The organism is Ruminococcus sp. D54t1_190329_F1, assembly GCF_015551645.1.
Lineage (GTDB): Bacteria > Bacillota > Clostridia > Lachnospirales > Lachnospiraceae > Blautia_A > Blautia_A faecis.
Window position 1 is genome coordinate 32901 of sequence record NZ_JADNDC010000010.1, and the last position, 19612, is coordinate 52512.

The 19612-nt window shown below is 43.3% G+C and carries 13 protein-coding genes; 3 read left to right on the top strand and 10 right to left on the bottom strand.

Going from position 1 to position 19612, the window contains the following annotated elements; translation table 11 throughout:
• Positions 1–10: 10 nt before the first annotated feature.
• Positions 11–3163: an isoleucine--tRNA ligase gene (gene ileS, locus I2D69_RS06195; RefSeq protein ID WP_195379570.1), complete on the bottom strand. Its 3153-nt coding sequence runs from the start codon at positions 3161–3163 to the stop codon at positions 11–13.
• Between the two features lie 617 nt (positions 3164–3780).
• Between ileS and I2D69_RS06200 the strand changes: the two genes are divergently transcribed.
• The gene (locus I2D69_RS06200) at positions 3781–5013 is read left to right on the top strand and encodes a D-alanyl-D-alanine carboxypeptidase family protein (protein ID WP_243243770.1); all 1233 of its coding nucleotides are present in this window, start codon (positions 3781–3783) and stop codon (positions 5011–5013) included.
• A gap of 137 nt (positions 5014–5150) precedes the next feature.
• On the opposite strand, the gene I2D69_RS06205 is transcribed toward I2D69_RS06200, so the two are convergent.
• The 3 genes from I2D69_RS06205 to I2D69_RS06215 all read right to left on the bottom strand — a co-directional run bounded on the left by I2D69_RS06205 (position 5151) and on the right by I2D69_RS06215 (position 8579).
• The gene (locus I2D69_RS06205; protein WP_195379572.1) at positions 5151–6434 is read right to left on the bottom strand and encodes a hypothetical protein; all 1284 of its coding nucleotides are present in this window, start codon (positions 6432–6434) and stop codon (positions 5151–5153) included.
• Positions 6435–6558: 124 nt separating this feature from the next.
• The gene (locus I2D69_RS06210) at positions 6559–7509 is read right to left on the bottom strand and encodes a 3'-5' exonuclease (protein ID WP_118577640.1); all 951 of its coding nucleotides are present in this window, start codon (positions 7507–7509) and stop codon (positions 6559–6561) included.
• 635 nt (positions 7510–8144) lie between these two features.
• The gene (locus tag I2D69_RS06215) at positions 8145–8579 is read right to left on the bottom strand and encodes an Hsp20/alpha crystallin family protein (RefSeq protein ID WP_173734793.1); all 435 of its coding nucleotides are present in this window, start codon (positions 8577–8579) and stop codon (positions 8145–8147) included.
• 296 nt (positions 8580–8875) lie between these two features.
• On the opposite strand from I2D69_RS06215, the gene I2D69_RS19995 reads away from it, so the two are divergent.
• Positions 8876–9958 (top strand): hypothetical protein, encoded by a 1083-nt coding sequence (locus I2D69_RS19995; protein ID WP_243243771.1) that lies wholly within the window; start codon positions 8876–8878, stop codon positions 9956–9958.
• 174 nt (positions 9959–10132) lie between these two features.
• Here the strand turns inward: I2D69_RS19995 and I2D69_RS06225 are convergent, their stop codons facing one another.
• Together I2D69_RS06225 and I2D69_RS06230 are read right to left on the bottom strand one after the other, a co-directional pair.
• Positions 10133–11056, bottom strand: a complete 924-nt coding sequence (locus I2D69_RS06225; protein ID WP_118577643.1) for a SufD family Fe-S cluster assembly protein — start codon at positions 11054–11056, stop codon at positions 10133–10135.
• Positions 11056–11787 carry an ATP-binding cassette domain-containing protein gene (locus I2D69_RS06230; RefSeq protein ID WP_173718622.1) on the bottom strand — a complete coding sequence of 244 codons (732 nt, stop codon included), beginning with the start codon at positions 11785–11787 and terminating at the stop codon, positions 11056–11058. The genes I2D69_RS06225 and I2D69_RS06230 overlap by 1 nt, the downstream gene beginning before the upstream one ends.
• Positions 11788–11983: 196 nt before the next feature.
• Between I2D69_RS06230 and I2D69_RS06235 the strand changes: the two genes are divergently transcribed.
• On the top strand, positions 11984–12823 hold the full coding sequence (locus I2D69_RS06235) for a NifB/NifX family molybdenum-iron cluster-binding protein (protein ID WP_195379573.1): 840 nt from the start codon (positions 11984–11986) through the stop codon (positions 12821–12823).
• A gap of 118 nt (positions 12824–12941) precedes the next feature.
• Here the strand turns inward: I2D69_RS06235 and I2D69_RS06240 are convergent, their stop codons facing one another.
• The 4 genes from I2D69_RS06240 to I2D69_RS06255 all read right to left on the bottom strand — a co-directional run bounded on the left by I2D69_RS06240 (position 12942) and on the right by I2D69_RS06255 (position 19611).
• Complete coding sequence (locus I2D69_RS06240) at positions 12942–14312, bottom strand: MATE family efflux transporter (RefSeq protein ID WP_148461482.1); 1371 nt, start codon at positions 14310–14312, stop codon at positions 12942–12944.
• A 149-nt stretch (positions 14313–14461) separates the two neighbouring features.
• Complete coding sequence (locus tag I2D69_RS06245; protein WP_195379574.1) at positions 14462–16078, bottom strand: DUF5605 domain-containing protein; 1617 nt, start codon at positions 16076–16078, stop codon at positions 14462–14464.
• 281 nt (positions 16079–16359) lie between these two features.
• Positions 16360–18105: a glycoside hydrolase family 43 protein gene (locus I2D69_RS06250; protein ID WP_195379575.1), complete on the bottom strand. Its 1746-nt coding sequence runs from the start codon at positions 18103–18105 to the stop codon at positions 16360–16362.
• Positions 18106–18309: 204 nt separating this feature from the next.
• Positions 18310–19611 (bottom strand): trehalase family glycosidase, encoded by a 1302-nt coding sequence (locus tag I2D69_RS06255; protein WP_195379576.1) that lies wholly within the window; start codon positions 19609–19611, stop codon positions 18310–18312.
• Between the last annotated feature and the right edge of the window lies 1 nt (position 19612).

Sequence of the window (19612 nt, forward strand, 5' to 3'; positions counted from 1 at the left end):
GTATGTTAAATCAAAGCTTTGTAACACCAAGAGTTACATGCTCTTTATTAATATTCCACTCTTTTACATAACCATCTGTCTCGCCATAAACGACTTCCTCAGCCAGAACTTCAGATTTGATCTCAGCCTCGTTTGCCTTCATGGTCTCGATAATCTTGTCATTATCTTTTACAGATACACGGATCTTATCCATAACCTCGAAGCCAGCCTCTTTACGCATGGTCTGTACTTTACTGATGATCTCGCGGACAAATCCCTCTTCGATCAGCTCAGGTGTCAGGTTGGTATCCAGAACAACTGCAGTCTCGCCTTCAGACTCTGTTACATAACCTTCTGTCTGTGCAGTCTCGATGAGCAGGTCTTCCTCTGTAAGCTCAACCTTGTTTCCATCAATATCAAGTACAAGTACACCGTTTGCTTTCAGGTCGTTCATTGCCTTGTTGCCGTTGATTTCTGCAAGTGCAGCACGGATTCCGCCAAGAAGCTTGCCGTATTTCGGTCCCACTGTACGAAGCTGTGGCTTGAAGCTGTAGGAAATGAAGGATTCCACGTCATCTGCAAATTTCACTTCCTTTACATTCAGCTCGTCTGCAATAATGTCTGTGAAATATTTATCCATCACCTTCGGAGCTTTTACATACATGGTTCCGATTGGCTGACGGTTCTTGATGTTTGCTGTGTTACGGCATGCACGGCCAAGAACAACAACATCCAGAACTTCTTCCATGTTTTCTTCCAGATCCTTGTTGATCCACTCTTCCTTTACTTCCGGGAAGTCGCAGAGATGGATACTCTCAGGAGCTGTTTTGTCCAGAGATCTTACAAGATTCTGGTAAATATCCTCTGTCATGAACGGGATCATCGGAGCTGCAGCCTTGGCAACCGTTACCAGTGCTGTGTAAAGAGTCATGTACGCATTGATCTTATCCTGCTCCATGCCTTTTGCCCAGAAACGCTCACGGCAGCGTCTTACATACCAGTTACTCATCTCGTCTACAAAGCCCTGAAGTGCTCTTGCAGTCTCCGGAATCTTATAGTCGTTCAGATCCTCGTCAACAGTCTTTACAAGTGTATTCAGCTTGCTGAGGAGCCATTTGTCCATAACCGGAAGCTTGTCATAGTCAAGTGTATATTTGGTAGCATCGAAGTTATCAATATTTGCATAAAGTACAAAGAATGCATAGGTATTCCACAGAGTACCCATGAATTTACGCTGACCTTCCTGAACAGCCTTGCCATGGAAACGGTTCGGCAGCCATGGTGCACTGTTGATGTAGAAGTACCAGCGGATGGCATCTGCACCGTATGTCTGAAGTGCATCAAACGGATCAACTGCATTTCCCTTGGACTTGCTCATCTTCTGGCCATTCTCATCCTGAACATGTCCAAGAACGATAACGTTCTTATATGGAGCCTGATTAAACAGAAGAGTAGACTCAGCAAGAAGGGAGTAGAACCATCCTCTTGTCTGGTCAACAGCCTCAGAAATAAAGTTTGCCGGGAACTGCTGTTTGAACAATTCCTGATTCTCAAATGGATAATGATGCTGTGCAAATGGCATTGCTCCTGAATCGAACCAGCAGTCAATAACCTCCGGTACACGGTGCATAGTGCCGCCGCACTCCGGACACTTCATGGTAAGCTCGTCAATGTATGGGCGGTGAAGCTCTACTGTCTTGGCGCGCTCGTCACCAGTTTTCTCATAGAGATCCTGACGGCTTCCAACAGATTCCATATGACCGCAGCTGCACTCCCAGATATTCAGTGGAGTTCCCCAGTAACGGTTACGGCTGATTCCCCAGTCCTGAACGTTCTCAAGCCAGTCGCCGAAACGTCCTTTACCGATACTCTCCGGGATCCAGTTAATGGTGTTGTTATTGCGGATCAGGTCATCTTTAACAGCTGTCATTTTAATAAACCAGGATTCTCTTGCGTAGTAGATCAGTGGTGTATCGCAACGCCAGCAGTGTGGGTAATCATGCTCAAATTTCGGAGCATCGAACAGCTTGCCTTCTTTTTCAAGATCAGCCAGTACCATTGGGTCTGCTTTCTTAACAAATACACCGGCATATGGTGTCTCAGCAGTAAGATCACCCTTGCCATCTACAAACTGTACAAACGGAAGGTCATATTCACGTCCTACACGGCTGTCGTCTTCACCAAATGCAGGAGCGATATGAACGATACCGGTACCATCACTCATGGTAACGTAGTTATCACATACGAGATAATGCGCTTTCTTGCCCTTGGATGCTACATAGTCACCTGTGCATTTAAACAGTGGCTCATATTCCTTGTATTCCAGGTCTTTTCCTTTATAGGTTTCCAGGACCTCATATGCAGGCTCTTCTTCCTTTGCAAGCTTGCCAAGTACTTTGTCAAGAAGTGCTTCTGCCATATAATAAGTGTATCCGTCTGCTGCTTTTACTTTACAGTAAGTCTCATCCGGATTTACGCAAAGTGCAACGTTAGAAGGCAGTGTCCACGGTGTTGTGGTCCATGCCAGGAAATATGCATCCTCTCCAACCACTTTGAAACGTGCGATTGCAGAACGCTCTTTTACTAATTTATAGCCCTGGGAAACCTCCTGGGATGAAAGCGGGGTTCCGCAGCGTGGACAGTAAGGAACGATCTTGAAGCCTTTGTATAAGAGGCCTTTGTTCCAGATTTCTTTCAGTGCCCACCACTCGGACTCAATATAATTGTCCTCGTAAGTTACATATGGATGCTCCATATCAGCCCAGAAACCAACTGTTGAGGAGAAATCCTCCCACATTCCTTTGTATTTCCAGACACTCTCTTTACACTGCTGGATGAACGGCTCCATACCGTATTCCTCGATCTGCTCTTTTCCATCCAGACCAAGCTTCTTCTCTACTTCAAGCTCTACCGGAAGACCATGGGTATCCCATCCAGCCTTACGCGGAACCATGTAACCCTTCATTGCACGGTATCTTGGGATCATATCCTTGATAACACGTGTCAGCACATGGCCGATATGCGGCTTGCCGTTTGCTGTTGGCGGTCCGTCATAGAATGTGTAAGTCGGGCCTTCTTTACGGTTTTCCATACTTTTTTCGAAAATATGGTTTTCTTTCCAGAATTCTTCTACTTTTTTCTCGCGATCTACGAAATTCAGATTCGTGTCTACTTTCTGGTACAAAGCTTTTTCCTCCTTTAAAATTATCAGTCGATTGCTGTTGGGATTTCCTGTTACATAAAGAATCCTGCCTGCAGGATTCTCCGTCTGCATAAAAAAAGCTCTCATCCTGCAAAAGGACGAAAGCTGTCAGCACTCGTTATACCACCTGTTACATTGTACAGGCTTGCACACGCAGCCGATACACGCTCCCTGTAACGGGGGAATTCCGTTATCTCCTACTTGTTCCTTCAGAGATAAAACTCCGGAGTGATCTTCGGCTGAATCTACTTGCGGCGGGCTTACACCATCCCCGTCTCGCTGAAAAGATTGCTGCTGTCTGTGTCTGCACAACCTTAAACGTTCAAAATCAGCTTACTGTCTCCATCACAGTCTTTAACTATTCTGTTTCCTGTCTATTATAAGGGTCTGAATTTCTATATGTCAAGTGTTTTTCCGCTGAAAAAATGGGGAGAATAGGGGAAAATAATGCTGAATTTGTGGATTTTCCGGGGTGCTGTGAACAATTCACACTCTTTTAATAGTTTTACATAAAGAAAAGTGGTATAATGCAATTACGTATTGGGAATTTTATGTACTATTTTAAGAAAGGATTTTATATGATCAGGAAAAATCTTCATATGAAAATAAAGCGGATTTTCTGTGGAATCCTGACAGCAGCAATGCTGCTTGGGCAGACGGGCGCTGTCTGGGCAGAAGCTACAGACACTGCCAGCGAATCTCCCACTCCTACTCCGGATCCGCATACCGAATATTATGCACAGGCAGCTGATACCGATTCCATTGAGGGTTGGCCGGAGGGTCCTAAGATTGAGGCGCAGTCAGCAGTTCTCATGGACTTAAATACAGAAGCGGTCCTGTATTCCAAGAATGCCAATACTCAGCTTTACCCGGCCAGTATTACCAAGCTTCTCACCTGTCTTCTTGGATGTGAGAACCTGGACGTGAACGCACAGCTTACCCTTTCTCAGCAGGCGGCTTACGGAATTGAAGCGGGAAGTTCCACCATTTATGGTGATGCCGGAGAGGTTTTTACAGTTGAACAATGTCTTATGGCACTGATGCTGGAATCAGCCAATGAAATGGCACTTGGTATTGGGGAAGAGGTTTCCGGTTCTGTGAAGAAGTTTGTAGAGCTGATGAACACCAGAGCCCAGCAGCTTGGATGCAAAAACACCCATTTTAATAACCCTAACGGACTTCCTGATGAAACTCATGTAACCACCGCAGGCGACATGGCAAAAATAGCCAAGGCTGCATGGCAGAATCCACTTTGCAGGAAATTTTTCACCACAGATCTTTATGAAATTCCGCCTACCAATATTTTTACAGAAACCCGCTATCTGCTCAATCATCACAAGATGATGGCTGGTAGGGATTACGCCTATGATGGTGTTCTGGGTGGAAAAACAGGCTACACAGATGCTGCCGGTGCTACTCTGATCACCTATGCCAAGCGTGGAAATATGACCCTGGTTGCAGTTGTGATGAATTCCGTAAATGGCGCCTGGGCTGACACAAAAAGTCTCCTGGATTACGGTTTCGACAATTTCGAATGTAAAAAAGTAAAAATCAGAAAGAATCCTGTTCCGAAGAAAAATCTTCCAGGTGAGCAGTATCTGCTGAATAATTGCGGAAATACTTATCCATTCTACTACACAAAAAATGTATACGTGACCGTCCCCACAGGAACAGACCTCAGTGTTCTTACCAAGAAACAGGCCATTCTTTCCAACGCTGTGGGACCATTGAGATTAAAGAGCAAGTATTATTTCAATGGTCAGATGGTTGGATGGGGAATGCAGTATGAACGGTCGATCATGACCAGTCTGCTGACAACACCGACTTTATAGAATAAGGGCTAAGAATGAAAACTGCATTACGCATTTTCGTTCTTAGCCCTGTATTATTTTTATTGTAACTCCTCTACTTTACACAATATTCTTTTATCTCTTTATTCGAAATGCCCCTATTACTACAGTTTCTTTCCTCAACTCTTATACCAGAATTTCAGGCATTTCACCTTAATATTTGAAGGATTTGCTATTAATTTTCCTATATTCAGCTTCATGGTTTTTGTCTTTCCCGGTTTTATATTGACCTTGAAGGTTTTGGTTCGGGTCATTTCTTCATTAATGGTCATGGTGAATTTAAGCTTCACTTTGGTGATGGTACTTTTGGATTTATTGGTGAAACGGGTTGTGTATATGGTTTTGCCAGAATCCGGATAATATTTATAGCCTTTCACTTTTACCTGAAGCTGTTTCAGTTTTGGCTTGGGGGCAGGCTTTTTGCCGACAATCACGGTTATGGTTCTCCGCTTGCCATTTACCAGGGCGCTTACCTTGGCAGTGCCAGGCTTCTTTGCGATCAGGAATCCTCCGGCTGCATCAACGATCTTTTTATTGCTGGATTTCACTTTCTTGATGGTGATGCTTCCACCGCCGGTTTTGAAAACATAATTGGAAAACATGGTGGTATCCCCCACCTTCAGGGAGATGGAACTGGAAACAGTTATGACTGTTTTCGCTACTGTGAAGGTCACCTTTTTCGTCTGATTTCCATATCTAAAAATGAAATCCGCCGAACCTGCTTTTGCAAAATATACGCTCACCTCAAAGCTGTCATTGGATTTTGGAGTAATGCCTGTAACCTGTGCCACCGATGAGTCCGAAATACTTACAGAATATTTGGACGAATCCTTATTTGAATAAAAAACATAAGGATCGTCAACCGTTACCAGAAACACTCCTGTGGTTTTGTCGTAATTGTTTTCCGGAGGATAAATGGCAATATCTGCGTTTTTGCGATTTTCCAGTACATTTACCGAGATGGAAAAATCTACGTTCTGCTCACTTGGAAAACTATCGTAATTTACAAATATTTCCATCAATTCCATTTCATCAGATTTGGAGAACGTGGCTGAGCCCTGCAGCACCGTACCTCCGTTTGAATATAAGGGTATGCTGTCGTCATCCAGATACACGCTTGCCCTGCCTGGTGTCAGACCGGAGCTTTGAAAAGTCATAGTCACATCTACCTTATAATCCATGGAGTCTTCATGAGGGATCTGATAACCGATATAATAGCGGAATTCGTCTCCATCCCACACATTCATGCTGCCCGTTCCACTGAGTTTAAAACCATCCGTGGTAACCGCCTTGGTAATAGCAGCCTGCGCCTGTAGCGGACCAAAGAGAACCATCAGCAGTGTTACAAAGAAAAATGTCAGAATGTATTTCCCAAACCTGTAAAAATAATTTCTTAAACTCATAAAACCCCCTCCTTTTTTATACGCTGTTGTTGTATTACTTATAATCAGCATATGTGATTGGAGGGGATTTTTCTATTAACCAAATGTTAGTTTTTCATTCATTACAAGCAGTAGTTTCACGGATTTACTGCTCTTCTTTCTTCAGTCTCCGTTTGGCACGATGAGCATCACGTTTCTGGCGGATTTCATCGGCTTCTTCATCTGTTACATTGGTGAGCTTCTTAATTACATAATACTTATTGTCTTCCGTTCGGCGAATCCTGATTTTTCCCAGTACAAAGCCGTGCTCCTGACAAAGGGACACACTGTAATAAACCTTGGAATTATTCATAAACCAACGGATCTTACGCTTGGCCGGATTATGGCATAATGGACATTTCGTGCTGGTTACTTCCCGATCTTTCATGGCTTTTTCGCGGGAATAGAACTCTCGGGATACATATTTATCATAGGTTGGATAGGATATGTGAATCTCTTCACGCTTACTCTTGGGATTCTGATACACGTCCAGGGATGAGTTTGGAAAAATATATTTATCTTCTATTTTCTGGAGAATACATGCAGTATAATAAGCATCTCCCAGAGCGCGGTGAAAATCCATTTTCTTCTCCACGCCCATTTTATCAGCAGCAAATTCCAGAGCACGGCGCTCGTCATTTTCTTCATAACGAATAGCAAATAATTTCTGTACATCATAATAAGTCACCGGACCTTTGAGCAGGGAAAGTTTTCCATAATATTTCATGTTCCGCTGCAGTTCCATTACATCCTGATTTCCCCAGGTAAAGAAAATATATTCTTCGCCACACCATTCCAAAAATTCCGTGATGGCCTGTGGGAAAAGAGTTCCATTCTGCAGATCCTTATAATTCATGTGAATCACTTCATGAATGCTGTCATGAATCCAATTGTACACCTGGGGCTTGATCAGACGCTGAAAGCTATCCACAATTTCTTTCTCTTCATTTAGTTTTATAGCGCCGATTTCTATGATTTCAAAAGGCAGACGGCTGTTAGACCACCTTTTTCCCCCCGGACTCTGATTCCATTCCAGGTCAAATACAATGTAATTCATGGGTAAATTCCTTCTCTGAAAATGTTTTTGTTACTGTGAACAGGTAAACAGTAACATATTTTTGCCATCCACGATTATTGCAGCAACATCTTGTTTTCACGCTCTGGAGCCTGTTTGAAAAGGCTTTCTGCAAGATGTACATTATAATTTGTGGGAGATTTTTTGTTCTATCCTTTGCAGTTATCAACAATTCCAGACAAGTATAGCAGACAGGTGAAATGATGTAAAGACATAAGAAAAAACCTGCCGGTGGGTAGCCGGCAGGAAATGAGGGGGTATGAAACAAAATCTATGTAAATTAGAAAATCGTCTTAAAATGAACACAATCTATATAAAAGAAGCTGTTTACCATTATTTCAATATTGCTGAATAATCCATACACTGCAAGCACATCAAACAAAACATGCTCTGCCGCCTTCACTCGTTACTTATGTAAGTCGGCAATATCAGCCGCCGCTTCTGATTTACGGCTAATGCACACTCTATATTATCTAATTCAATTATCTATTTCAATCGTCTATTTCAATTATTTATTTCATCGGCACGAAGCAGGTGAACTGCTCCGCGCCAGTTATTATCTGTTATCAGTTTCCCACGGGAATTCTTATCTGTTAAAACAGCTCTTTCCCCGGAAATCAGCCTTCAATAGAAATAAACTTCTTCTCTTCCGGCACTTTTTTCTTCGCTTCCTTCGGGAAAGTAACAGTCAGAACACCATTGTCATATTTCGCATGGATGTCCTCATGCTCCAGTTCCTTACCTACGTAAAAGCTTCTGGAGCACTGTCCGGTGTAACGCTCTCTGTGAACGTATTTGCCGTTATTGTCTTTCTCATCTTTATTCTCGGTTCTGGAAGCCTGAATGTTCAGATAGCCATCCTTCAGCTGAATCTTCACATCCTCTTTATGGAAGCCTGGAAGATCAATGCTCAGCTCATAATTTCCATCCACATCCTTAATATCTGTCTTCATCAATTCAGCTGCTCTGTAACCTCTGTGATTCTCTCTTTCTACAGGTAATCTCATCCAGTCATCAAATAAATCTTCTCCAAAAATACTAGGCATTAACATAATCCATTCCTCCTTATATTGTGAACACTTGCGTGTTTAATTAACATCGTTGTTGAAACTGGAAGATTTCTTTTTCTCTCTTCCTTTGTTCTGCATGTAATATAACACGCATTGTTAGCACTGTCAAGAGGCGAGTGCTAATTTCACATTTTTTTCACATTTTTCTTAAATGAAAAGCTAAATTTGTGTCCCTTTTCATATTTTCCTTTGTGAATCTCCAGAAATTCTGGTACAAACGGACTGCCTCTCCATTTTCCTCTACTGCATCTGTATTTCCAGTGATTGTATTGTAGATCATGGCAAATGCCAGATTCTCCATTGCCCCGGCATATTACACTGGTTCCGAGGTAACTCCTGAAGTGACAGTTACCCACAGCGGTAAAACCCTGGTAAAAGACAGGGATTTCATCGTAACATACCACAACAACATTGAACCAAGCAGCTATTACAATTCTCCGTGGGTTGGAATTGATGGAATTGGAAATTACCAGGGGTATGTAACCAAATCCTTTACTATAAACAGAGCTGACATCAGCAGCTGCACGGTTACGCTTTCCGATGAAAGCCTTACCTACACAGGCTCCTCTTTACGCCCAACCGCCACAGTAAAAAGCGGGGACAAGGAATTAACCCTGAACCAGGATTATTACGTTTCCTACAGAAACAACTGGGATGCAGGTACTGCTTCCGCAATCCTCACTGGAACTGGAAATTACACTGGTTCTGTTACGAAAGACTTTACCATTAAACCATTGGATATCAGCCGCTATTCCGCTTCCCTTTCCCAGTATTCCTACACCAGTGACGGAACAGAGAAATGCCCGGATGTTACCGTTACATACGGAGACAAGACACTTGCGGCAGGCACTGATTTCACAGTTTCTTATAAAGATAATGTGAAGGAAGGTACTGCTACTGTAACTATTACTGGAGCTGGAAATTACACCGGCATTATTAACACAACCTTTACGATCACAGCTGCTCCTGGCAAGGATGACTCGGACGCAGGAAAAGATAATCCTGGTAAGGATGATTCCAGTAAAGACGATTCCGGTAAAGACGATTCTGGTAAAGATGACTCCGGTAAAGACGATTCCGGTAAAGATGATTCTGGTAAAGATAACTCTGGTAAAGACGATTCCGGTAAAGATAACTCCGGTAAAGATAACTCCGGTAAAGATGATTCCGATAAAGGCAACCAGAACAGCAGCATGAAAAAGGCGAAAACCCTTACCGTAAAAGACTCTGCTACACGCGCAACCTTAAAGGAACTGGTTTCAAAGAAAAAATATTATGTACGGATCCGCACCTACAAAGTTGTAAGCGGCAAAAAATATTATTCCAAATGGAGTTCCAAAAAATCCGTAAAAATTAGATAATGTCAAATGCCAGGCAGCGTCTTTGAACGACGCTGCCTGGCATTTTTTCATAAATCTTCCAAACTAACCTGAAGATTCTATATTCTCTGTATAACTATTCAGCATCTTCACAGTTACAATCTCCGCAAAATAGTACATACCTACTGAATAGTTATTTTTCTGTTTAAGTTTTTCTCAACTCAGAAAATTCTCAATGATCACATTTTCCGCCTCAGCTTCCGTCATTCCAAGAGTTCTTAGCTTCAGAAGCTGCTCATCGTTAATTCTTCCAATAGCGGCCTCATGAACAATTGCAGCATCCACATGCTTCGCCTGGATTTCCGGGATAGAACCCACCTCTGCATGATCCATAATAATGGAATCACACTGGATATGTGCGTGACATTTGTTCTTTCCAACAGCCTTCGGATGGAAAACCTGGGAAGAGTTTCCCTTTCCAACAGAACGGGAAATAATCTGTGCAGAAGATCCCGCTCCGTTCATACAGACTTCAATATCAGACTCCGCTTTCTGCTCCCCATCTGTCATCAGACGTTCCAGAACAAACAGCTTGGAATCTGCATCCATTGAAACATTTGTGGTACGGATTGTGGAGTCAACACCTTTGATCTGAACGGTATCCAGCGTAAATACGGAGTTCTCTCCAAGCTCAATATTAGTTACGGGATTCAGCACTCTGCTTCCGGTTCCATTCCCCTCTCCATAGTGTTTTTCCTCGTAATGTACATTAGCATTTTTACCCACATGGAAAGTATGAATACCATCGTGACGACTGTCATTACAGCCACTATTGTGGATTCCGCAGCCTGCAACAATGTCAACATCTGCACCGTCTGCCACATAAAAATCATTGTAAACCAGATCGGTCATTCCAGATACACTTACCACTACCGGGATGAAAACCTTCTCTCCCTTTGTCTCCCCGTCAATGAAAATATCGATTCCCGGCTTGTCCTCTTTTTTCTTTATTTTGATATGTTCGCTGTCACCGTGACAGATGGAAATACCATTCTGACGGAGATTAAAAGCACCTTTCTGCGCAAAGCCTTCGCTGATCTTATCAAGCACACCCTGGGTTGTTTCTTCTACTTTAACCATCAACATTTTCCTCCTTCATTCAGACATTTCTGACATTTTTCCTGCTGAAATAAGGTTGGGAAAACGTCTTCTTTCGTACCATATTTCTTTACTTCACCGTCTTCAATTACCATGATTTTATCTGCCATATTGATGATTTTTTCCTGATGGGAAATCAGGATCAGGCACTCCTTTTTCTCACGATGAATCTCCTCAAAGCGCTTGATCAGCATGGAAAAGCTCCACAGGTCGATTCCTGCTTCAGGTTCATCAAAAATGCTTACTTTATGAGACTTCGCCAAAACTGTGGCAATCTCAATTCGCTTCATTTCACCGCCGGAAAGGGTTCCATCCAGCTGACGGTTCAGGTAATCTTCGGAACAAAGTCCTACAGCTGAGAGAAGGTCACAGCTCTCTTTTTCCGTTAAATTCTTTCCTGCTGCAAGAGATAACATTCTTGCCACGGTCATACCTTTAAAGCGGGGTGGCTGCTGAAATGCATAGCCAATTCCCGCATTTGCACGATGATCAATATCGTATCCTGTAATGTTCTCATCATCTAGATAAATTTCTCCGCTGTTTGCTTTCTCAATGCCAGCCAGTACCTTGGCCAGGGTGGATTTTCCACCTCCATTAGGTCCGGTGATTACCAGCATTTCCCCATCCTGAACATCAAAACTGATGTGATTTACCAGACAGCGCTTTTTCCCTTCTTCATTCACTTCAAAAGTCAGGTTCTTTACTTTCAGCATATTCGTACCTCTTCTGTTAATTTTACATTACTGCTCCAATTGTGCCCGAAATTCCAGAAAAAAAATGTTTTTGAGCAATAACGATTTTATCTCTTCTTGGACTGTACTCCAAATAAAAAAAATTGTCAACTAGTATTGAATTTTCTCTTCTTCTGGTTTATAATCGACATATGTCGAAAACAAGGAGGTGACGTATATGCCAAGACCGCCCAGATGCCGCAGAATCTGCCAGGCACCCCAATATGAATCTTTTTCTCCGGAAGAATGTCCCGGAGAGTCGGAAGCTGTCACTCTGACTCTGGATGAATATGAAGTCATCCGTCTGGTAGATCTGGAGAAGAAAACTCACGAGCAATGTGCTGCCCAGATGGATATTTCCCGGACAACTGTCACAGAAATTTATGAAACTGCCCGGGGAAAAATTGCCCGATGTATCGTCCTTGGACAGCGCCTTGTCATAGCCGGGGGAAATTACCGGCTCTGCGAAGGACGGGAGCATACGCGCTGCGGGAAATGCTGTTGCCGAAAGGGATCTAAACAGACTCCGCTTACCAGCTTAGACCTTTCACAGGAACTGCCAGCCGCTGACCGATTTAATAGTTCACTTCCCAAATCAAATTTACAAAATGAAGGAGATATCATTATGAAGATTGCAGTTACTTATGAAAATGGAGAAATTTTTCAGCACTTTGGACACACAGAAGCATTCAAGATCTATGACATTGCAGATGGCAAGGTTGTAAGTGCCGAAGTAGTCGATACCAATGGAAGCGGTCACGGCGCACTGGCTGGATTCCTGGTTGCACATGGCGTAGATACCCTGATCTGCGGCGGTATTGGCGGCGGTGCCCAGAATGCACTTGCCCAGGCTGGAATCCGTCTTTTCGGTGGTGTCAGCGGCAACGCTGATGAAGCTGTAAACGCATTACTCGCAGGAAATCTTGGCTATAACCCCAATGTACATTGCGATCACCATGATCATGAAGCAGGTCACAGCTGTGGCGATCATGGCTGCGGAAGTCATTCCTGCCATTAATATCTGACACAGATTTAACCTAACGGTTAATCAGCTGTATTTATAAAAAAGACTGATATAACATACCGGACTCCAACAACCTCCTGAAGTACAGTATCATTTATATCAGTCTTTTTTATTATTTCTTCATGGCCACAAGCTCTCTTCGTGCAAACAATATCGCCAATGATAATGCCGCTGCATCTGCGATCGGTCCAGCATACATCACCCCGTCAATTCCCATTATTAATGAGAAAACAACGATCAATGGCAAAAGAAATAGCACCTGTCTGGTCAGGGACATGACGATTCCAAGCTTTGCTTTTCCGATAGATGTAAAAAATCCTGAGGACATTGGCTGAATCCCATTTGCAAATGTCATAAACATAAAAATCTTCAGATAGCGTTCTGCGAACTGGAAATAAAGGTCACTTCCTGTTCCGAAAATGCTCACAATCTGATGGGGAAATAGCTGGAAACAAAGGAAAAATATGGTGGCAATCACCGTACATGCAGTCACAGAATAACGGTATGCAAGCCTTACTCTGTCGTATTTTTTTGCTCCATAATTAAAGCCCCAGATTGGCTGACAGCCCTGGGAAATTCCAATACAAATCGCCATAAACACCTGATTTACTTTTGAAATAACTCCTACACAGGCGATTGGAATATCACTTCCATAGACAGATAAACCGCCATAATAACGTAAAATATTATTCAGTACAATCTGAACAACCGCCATAGCGATCTGATTAATACAGGACGCCATTCCGAGAGAAATAATAGCTTTCAGGCACTCTGAAGAAGGCTTTAACATGCTCATCTCCAGATACATTTTACGAAATTTTCCAAAATAAATAATCACCAAAATTCCGGAAACAACCTGTCCGATCACCGTTGCCCAGGCAGCACCCTTGATTCCCCAACCAAACCCAAAGATGAAAAGGGGATCCAGAATTGTGTTGATGATGGCACCTGTAAGAACACAGGTCATAGAATATGTGGGGCTTCTGTCTGCGCGGACAATATGATTGCCTCCAATGGATAATGCATAAAAAGGGAGTCCCACTGCTGTAATCCCAAGATAATCCACCGCATAGGGCATAACATCTGTCGTTGCACCAAATAAGCTTAGAAGCGGACGCAAAAACAGAAGTACTGCCACTGCCAGAATCACACCGGTAATCACCAGTGTGGAAAGTGCAGTTCCGGCTATGGAGCTTGCCTTCTTCTCTCTTCCGGCACCCATTTCCAGGTTATAGTTAGACGCACCTCCAATTCCCAGAAGCAGTGCCAACGCCGTTGCAATAGTTGTTACAGGAAATGCAACATTGGTAGCCGCATTTCCCAGCATCCCCACGCCCTGGCCAATAAAAATCTGGTCCACTATATTGTACAAAGCACTGACCAGCATGCTGATAATAGCCGGAATTGCAAATTTCCCGATCAAACCACCTACCGGAGCCGTTCCCAATGGATTTTGCTCCTGACTGATGTTTGTTTCTTCCAAAAAATCTCCTCCCCTGTTTAAAAGTATTTCTGTTTATTTCTCATAAATTCTGATATGAATCATAACAAATTCTGAAAAACGATTCAAGAATTTTATGCTCAAAAAGCCCAGCTGCATACACAACTGGGATTTTTGTATGAATATGGTTATTATTTCGCTATCTGTAGGCGCACTGCCATATACTCTTTCCCCGGCAGCTGCACGCGGAATTTACCTTTGTGGATACCTCCATCTGTAATAGTCATTTCCCAGGTATCGATAATTTCCACCTGATACTCTGTAGTATCATCAAAGTAGAAGTCACGAAAGCCCGGCCGCATGAAGGAATAATAGTAAATAAAATAATCTTTCCTCGCCGGGAAACCGGCAGCACGGCAGGCAACCTCATCCCATTTACAAGGCATTGGTTCCACACCAAGTCCCGGTGTTTCTTCCATGATTTTTGCAAGAAATCTAATACGATCCGGTGAGGTTCCGTGAAGAACGCCGCCATGAGACCACCAGAGAATACGATCCGGGCTGAGATAGGTTTCACCGTGTCCCGGATATCCTCCGCGGCAGAATGCCTCCCAGAATCTTCTTGTCATTTCCTCACCGCTGATATTTCCCCAGCCAAACTGAATGTTGCCCTCATAGCAGATTTCATCCAGAATTACAGGCTTATGATATTTCTCACGCCACTCATTTACCAGCTCGGAGGAACGGTATGTCTCTGTTCTCTGGATGCTGCAGTGGGTAATCCAAGGCAGGTTATAATCGTAATATGCCTTACAGTTATGAATGGATCTGAGATGATGGTAAGGATCCTTCTCACAGATAATGCCGGCATATCTTTCCCAATCAGAAAGAGTCTTCTCATGCATCAGATCATACTCATTAGCCAGGGACCACCATACATTTCGGTATGCGGAAAAACGTGCCAGCACATACTTCCAGTAACGGTCATCATCCTCTGCTTTCATCATGGAGAATCCCCATCTGTCGTATGGATGCATAACAATCAGATCAGCCTCAATTCCCAGATTCATAAGTGCCTGAATACACTTTTCAATATGCTGGAAATGGGCTGGATTGAATCTGGTAAAGTCCCAGTCATTGCCCGGAGCACAGCCATTATATTCCGCGAAATTATTCTCATTTAACACAGAGCTGTCGCAGGGTGTTCCCTCATAAGGATAGGTAATTGGCTCATGAAGGTTGTAGTCATAGTGCTTGGGAAAAATACAGAAGCGGATCTTATTAAAAGCATTTTCTTCCAGAGTTTTCAGTGTCTGCTTCTGCAATTCTTCGTTCTGCAGATTCCATACATAACATGTAGTTCCAATGCAGTGATAGGGTGTTCCATCCTCATAGGCAAGATAATAGGTACCTGCAACACGAACCGGACCATGGTTGTCTGCTGAAGGAGAAGTTACAGTAAAACTTCCGGTCAGTATATTTCTGACAGCACATTTTTCTGCTGCCTTCCCACCATCAGCAGTTCCTAGCTTATGTTCAGGCGCTTCTTCATCCGGCACTTCTTCCCCCGCGTTAATATCAAAGGAAGCCTCAATTTCAAAGGTATACTCGTCTGTAAAAGACGGCATAAATCTTACTCTATAAGTACCATCTCCATCATAAAACCCATCTACCGTTTTCTTCTCATTTTTACAACAAAAAGTACCTTTAATCCACTGGTCACAAAATGGATTCCCCTCCTTGGGACCGCTTACGGTCACTTCAAAAATGCCCCATTTTTCTATTGTTTTTGCATAATTTAATTTCATTTTTCTTGTCTCCTTCTCCATTTTAGATCTCTTATATTTTATATATCTCTCTTTCAAAACTCCAAATACGCGTTGCGGATTTGTCTCGATATCACTGCCGCATCTGACATCTTATGAGGATGCAGACTTTGATTTACTGCCCGTGTAAATAAAAATCCCCCATGCTTTCTACTATCATAATACGTCAGAAAACATGGGGTTTGCAACGTTACTTTATTAAGAAAATGTATGAATTTTTAATCTGTCCAGAGCGTGTTTGAAAAAGTGGCTGAATGCCTTTTCTATTGTTCTTTACGCGTTTTGACAATCTCAAAATAATCAAAATCCGCATACCGTCTCACCCCCGTCATATCGTGACAGTACATTCCGAAGTGAGCACCGGTGAATCCATCGCTTTGCTCGTCGGTGAGAATGTTGGTGGGGACTTCAGCCAGTTCCTGATAGTCTTTTCCATCCAGGGAGTAGAAGAATTTTGCGTAAAGTCCTTCCTGGGTGGTGGTCACGCGCAGGTATACGGGGCCTTCCTCCGGGATGGAGATTGCCGGAATCACATCTTCTACATCAAAGTGATCGCTCTTTATCAGGCGCAGCTTTGCAGGCTTTTTCAAATCGAGTGTCTGGGAGCCAAACTCTTCCTCTCTGGTCTTTACCAAAAGGTAGAAATTGCCAGTATCATACATATAGGCAAGTCCTGCCATCTGCTCTCTGCAGGTCGGGGCAAACTCTACACAGGTTTCCACCTGAACATAGCGGTCCTGCTGCCGCCGCGCCACCAGACTTACGTTATAGCAGGAATTCAGGGATTCCTGACCGTAGAGGCGGAGATAGCCAGGACGTTCTGTCAGGCTGGTGTAGCTGTCATAGGGCTGGCGCAGGGAAGTATAGCGCACATCTAAAAGCGCAGAGGTCTTCTTCACTGGCATACTTAACTTTTTATCACATTCTTCGTCCACAGCATTCTTCTCATTCAGATACTCTTTTGTTTTCGAAGGAATTTCAGCAATGTCCGCATTCTTTGCAGTTTCATTATTTCCAGCACTGTCTACAATTTCTAAATCAAAGTCTTCTTTTCCATAATCCTTCCCCTCTTCCTCTGGAAAAAGATACTCCTGAATTCCTGTCGGCTCCTCTGTCTCCCACTGTCCAAATCGTCCACCGCAGGCCAGTCTTAGCCAGCCCTCTTTGTTCCATACCATTTCCTGAATTGCAGTCTCACGACCAAGCACGCACTGTCTGCTCCCCTTCGGCGGTCTTGCACAAAGATGTACCATGTACCACTCCCCGTTTTGAGTGCATACAAGATCTGCATGTCCGCATTTCTGCAGTTTCTCTGGATTATCCACATCAGAGGTAAGTACCGGATTGCCTGGATCTTCCTCGTATGGTCCCCAGATGGAACGGGATCTCGCCATAGTTACCATATGCTCATATCCGGTTCCGCCTTCTGCCATCAGCAGATAATAATATTCTCCAATATGGTAAATATGTGGACCTTCTGTATAGCCGCGTCCGGTTCCCGGGAAAACATTTTTCGCCTCTCCCACCAGACATTCCTTCTCAGGGTCATACTCCTGCACCAGAATTCCCTTGAAATTGTTGATCATATTCACAATATACATTTTGCCATCTGTATCATGAAATACAGATGGGTCAAAACCTGAGCTGTTCAGATAAACCGGCTCAGACCAGCCGCCACGGATGTCCTTTGATTTTACAAGATAATTATGGGTATTAAAAAGTCCTCCGGTACGAGTTTTCACGTCCGTATAAATCAGCCAGAAGTATTCCCCGTCCCAGGAAATATCCGGTGCCCATACGCCACAGGAATCATCCTCACCAACCATATTAAGCTGGCTCATTCTGTTCAGCGGCGATGGCAGTTGTTCATAATGCTTCAGATCTTTAGAATGATAGATTTTCACACCAGGCCACCATTCAAAGCTTGAATTTGCAATATAATAATCTTCTCCAACACGTATAATACTTGGATCCGGGCAAAATCCCGGAAGAATCGGGTTCTGAATCATGTTTTTGCTCCTTTATCTGTTTCATTTTACAAAATAAACTTAAAACACATTCTAAGTATAAGCTATTTAAATTTTTTTGTACACACTTTGTTTCAGAAAGATGTTTTTTACCGGTCAAACAAAAAAGGACTGCAAAATTACACGTATTCTGCAATCCTTTTCCTATATTTACTTACCTCACAGCAGAAAACCTTATTCTAATGATTACTTTTCTGCCTGTTTTTCCAGCAGCTCTGGCAGACACATTGGTTTCTTTCCTTCCAGCTCATCTGCCATATTCAATGCCAGTATATTCCAGTTAATAAAGCCACCATTCATAACCGGTTCTCCATTAAATGGATTGTAATACTCATGAAGACATCCTGTTTTCTCCAGGTCCTCTCCCATAAGGCGCATGGTGCGCTTGTACATAATTTCTGCCTCCATGCGGTATCCGTAGTTCAAAAGTCCGCGAAATACCACATAGTTTGCAACCAGCCAGATCGGGCCAAGCCAGTTGGACGGATTATTGGTAACAGACAGGTCAAACATTTTTTCATCCTTTGAAAGCGTGGTCAGACCGAAGTCAGAACCAAAGGTATCAGGATCAAAAATATGCTTCACCATATCTGCAGCCTGCTCTTTTGTGGCAATTCCTGCATACATGGGAATAAAGCCAGACCATACACGTACTTTGATAGGCAATGTCTTCCAGAAGACTCCCAGTCCCTGATGGAACCAGTCGTATTTCCTCGTCTTAATATCCACATCAACTGAGTAGAAGAAACGATCACGCTTATCCCAGCATTCCTGCTGGATAGCACCGATCAGCGCCTCGCGCTTATCCAGAAGCTTCTTCGCCTCTTCCTCCTTGCCAAACTTTCTGTATAATCTGGCACCAGCTTCCAGCTCCACACACATAAAGCTGTTCAGATAAATATTGGCAGTGGAAAATGGCGGACGGCCAAAAGTAGCCGGATCATTGTCCATGCCGATCATAATATCATCCTGCCATACATACAGTCCGCTGTTTTCATGAAAATAATAGTGATCATAACATTCAAAATACTTCGCCACGCCTGAAAGAAATTCTTCCGTCCAGGCATAGTCACCAGTATAATCACTGATCAGGCACATCTGACTGCAAAGAAAGGGCTTATGCATATTCATAATCTTGCCTTCCTTATGCCTCATATTCAGATAAGGCTCCGGCCAGTCTGCCACCTCGATCATCATGGGAATATATCCATCTTCCAGCTGATGGTCGAAGAAATTGCGGATATTTCCCTGTGCGTGCTCTATAATTCTTGGCTTCACAGACGGATCCTGGTAGGAATCCGCCAGATTCAGAAAGCCATATACGGACCAGTAGGTATCCCAGTCCCATACATTTCCATCGTAAACAGAGCCCGGATCAATAAACGGGTAACGGATAAAGCTTCGCGGATTCTTAAGCACATCCTCCGTATGAGACATTACAAATTCTTTTAATTCCTGTCTATACTGCTCTGTCCTTTTATCTTCCATA

Excerpts from the sequence above, each read along its gene's own strand:
- I2D69_RS06245 (WP_195379574.1), bottom strand. The coding sequence starts at position 16,078 with ATGAAATTAAATTATGCAAAAACAATAGAAAAATGGGGCATTTTTGAA.
- I2D69_RS19995 (WP_243243771.1), top strand. The coding sequence starts at position 8,876 with ATGGCAAATGCCAGATTCTCCATTGCCCCGGCATATTACACTGGTTCC.
- I2D69_RS06235 (WP_195379573.1), top strand. The coding sequence starts at position 11,984 with ATGCCAAGACCGCCCAGATGCCGCAGAATCTGCCAGGCACCCCAATAT.
- I2D69_RS06250 (WP_195379575.1), bottom strand. The coding sequence starts at position 18,105 with ATGATTCAGAACCCGATTCTTCCGGGATTTTGCCCGGATCCAAGTATT.
- I2D69_RS06215 (WP_173734793.1), bottom strand. The coding sequence starts at position 8,579 with ATGTTAATGCCTAGTATTTTTGGAGAAGATTTATTTGATGACTGGATG.
- I2D69_RS06225 (WP_118577643.1), bottom strand. The coding sequence starts at position 11,056 with ATGGTTAAAGTAGAAGAAACAACCCAGGGTGTGCTTGATAAGATCAGC.
- I2D69_RS06230 (WP_173718622.1), bottom strand. The coding sequence starts at position 11,787 with ATGCTGAAAGTAAAGAACCTGACTTTTGAAGTGAATGAAGAAGGGAAA.
- I2D69_RS06210 (WP_118577640.1), bottom strand. The coding sequence starts at position 7,509 with ATGAATTACATTGTATTTGACCTGGAATGGAATCAGAGTCCGGGGGGA.
- I2D69_RS06255 (WP_195379576.1), bottom strand. The coding sequence starts at position 19,611 with ATGGAAGATAAAAGGACAGAGCAGTATAGACAGGAATTAAAAGAATTT.
- I2D69_RS06200 (WP_243243770.1), top strand. The coding sequence starts at position 3,781 with ATGAAAATAAAGCGGATTTTCTGTGGAATCCTGACAGCAGCAATGCTG.
- I2D69_RS06205 (WP_195379572.1), bottom strand. The coding sequence starts at position 6,434 with ATGAGTTTAAGAAATTATTTTTACAGGTTTGGGAAATACATTCTGACA.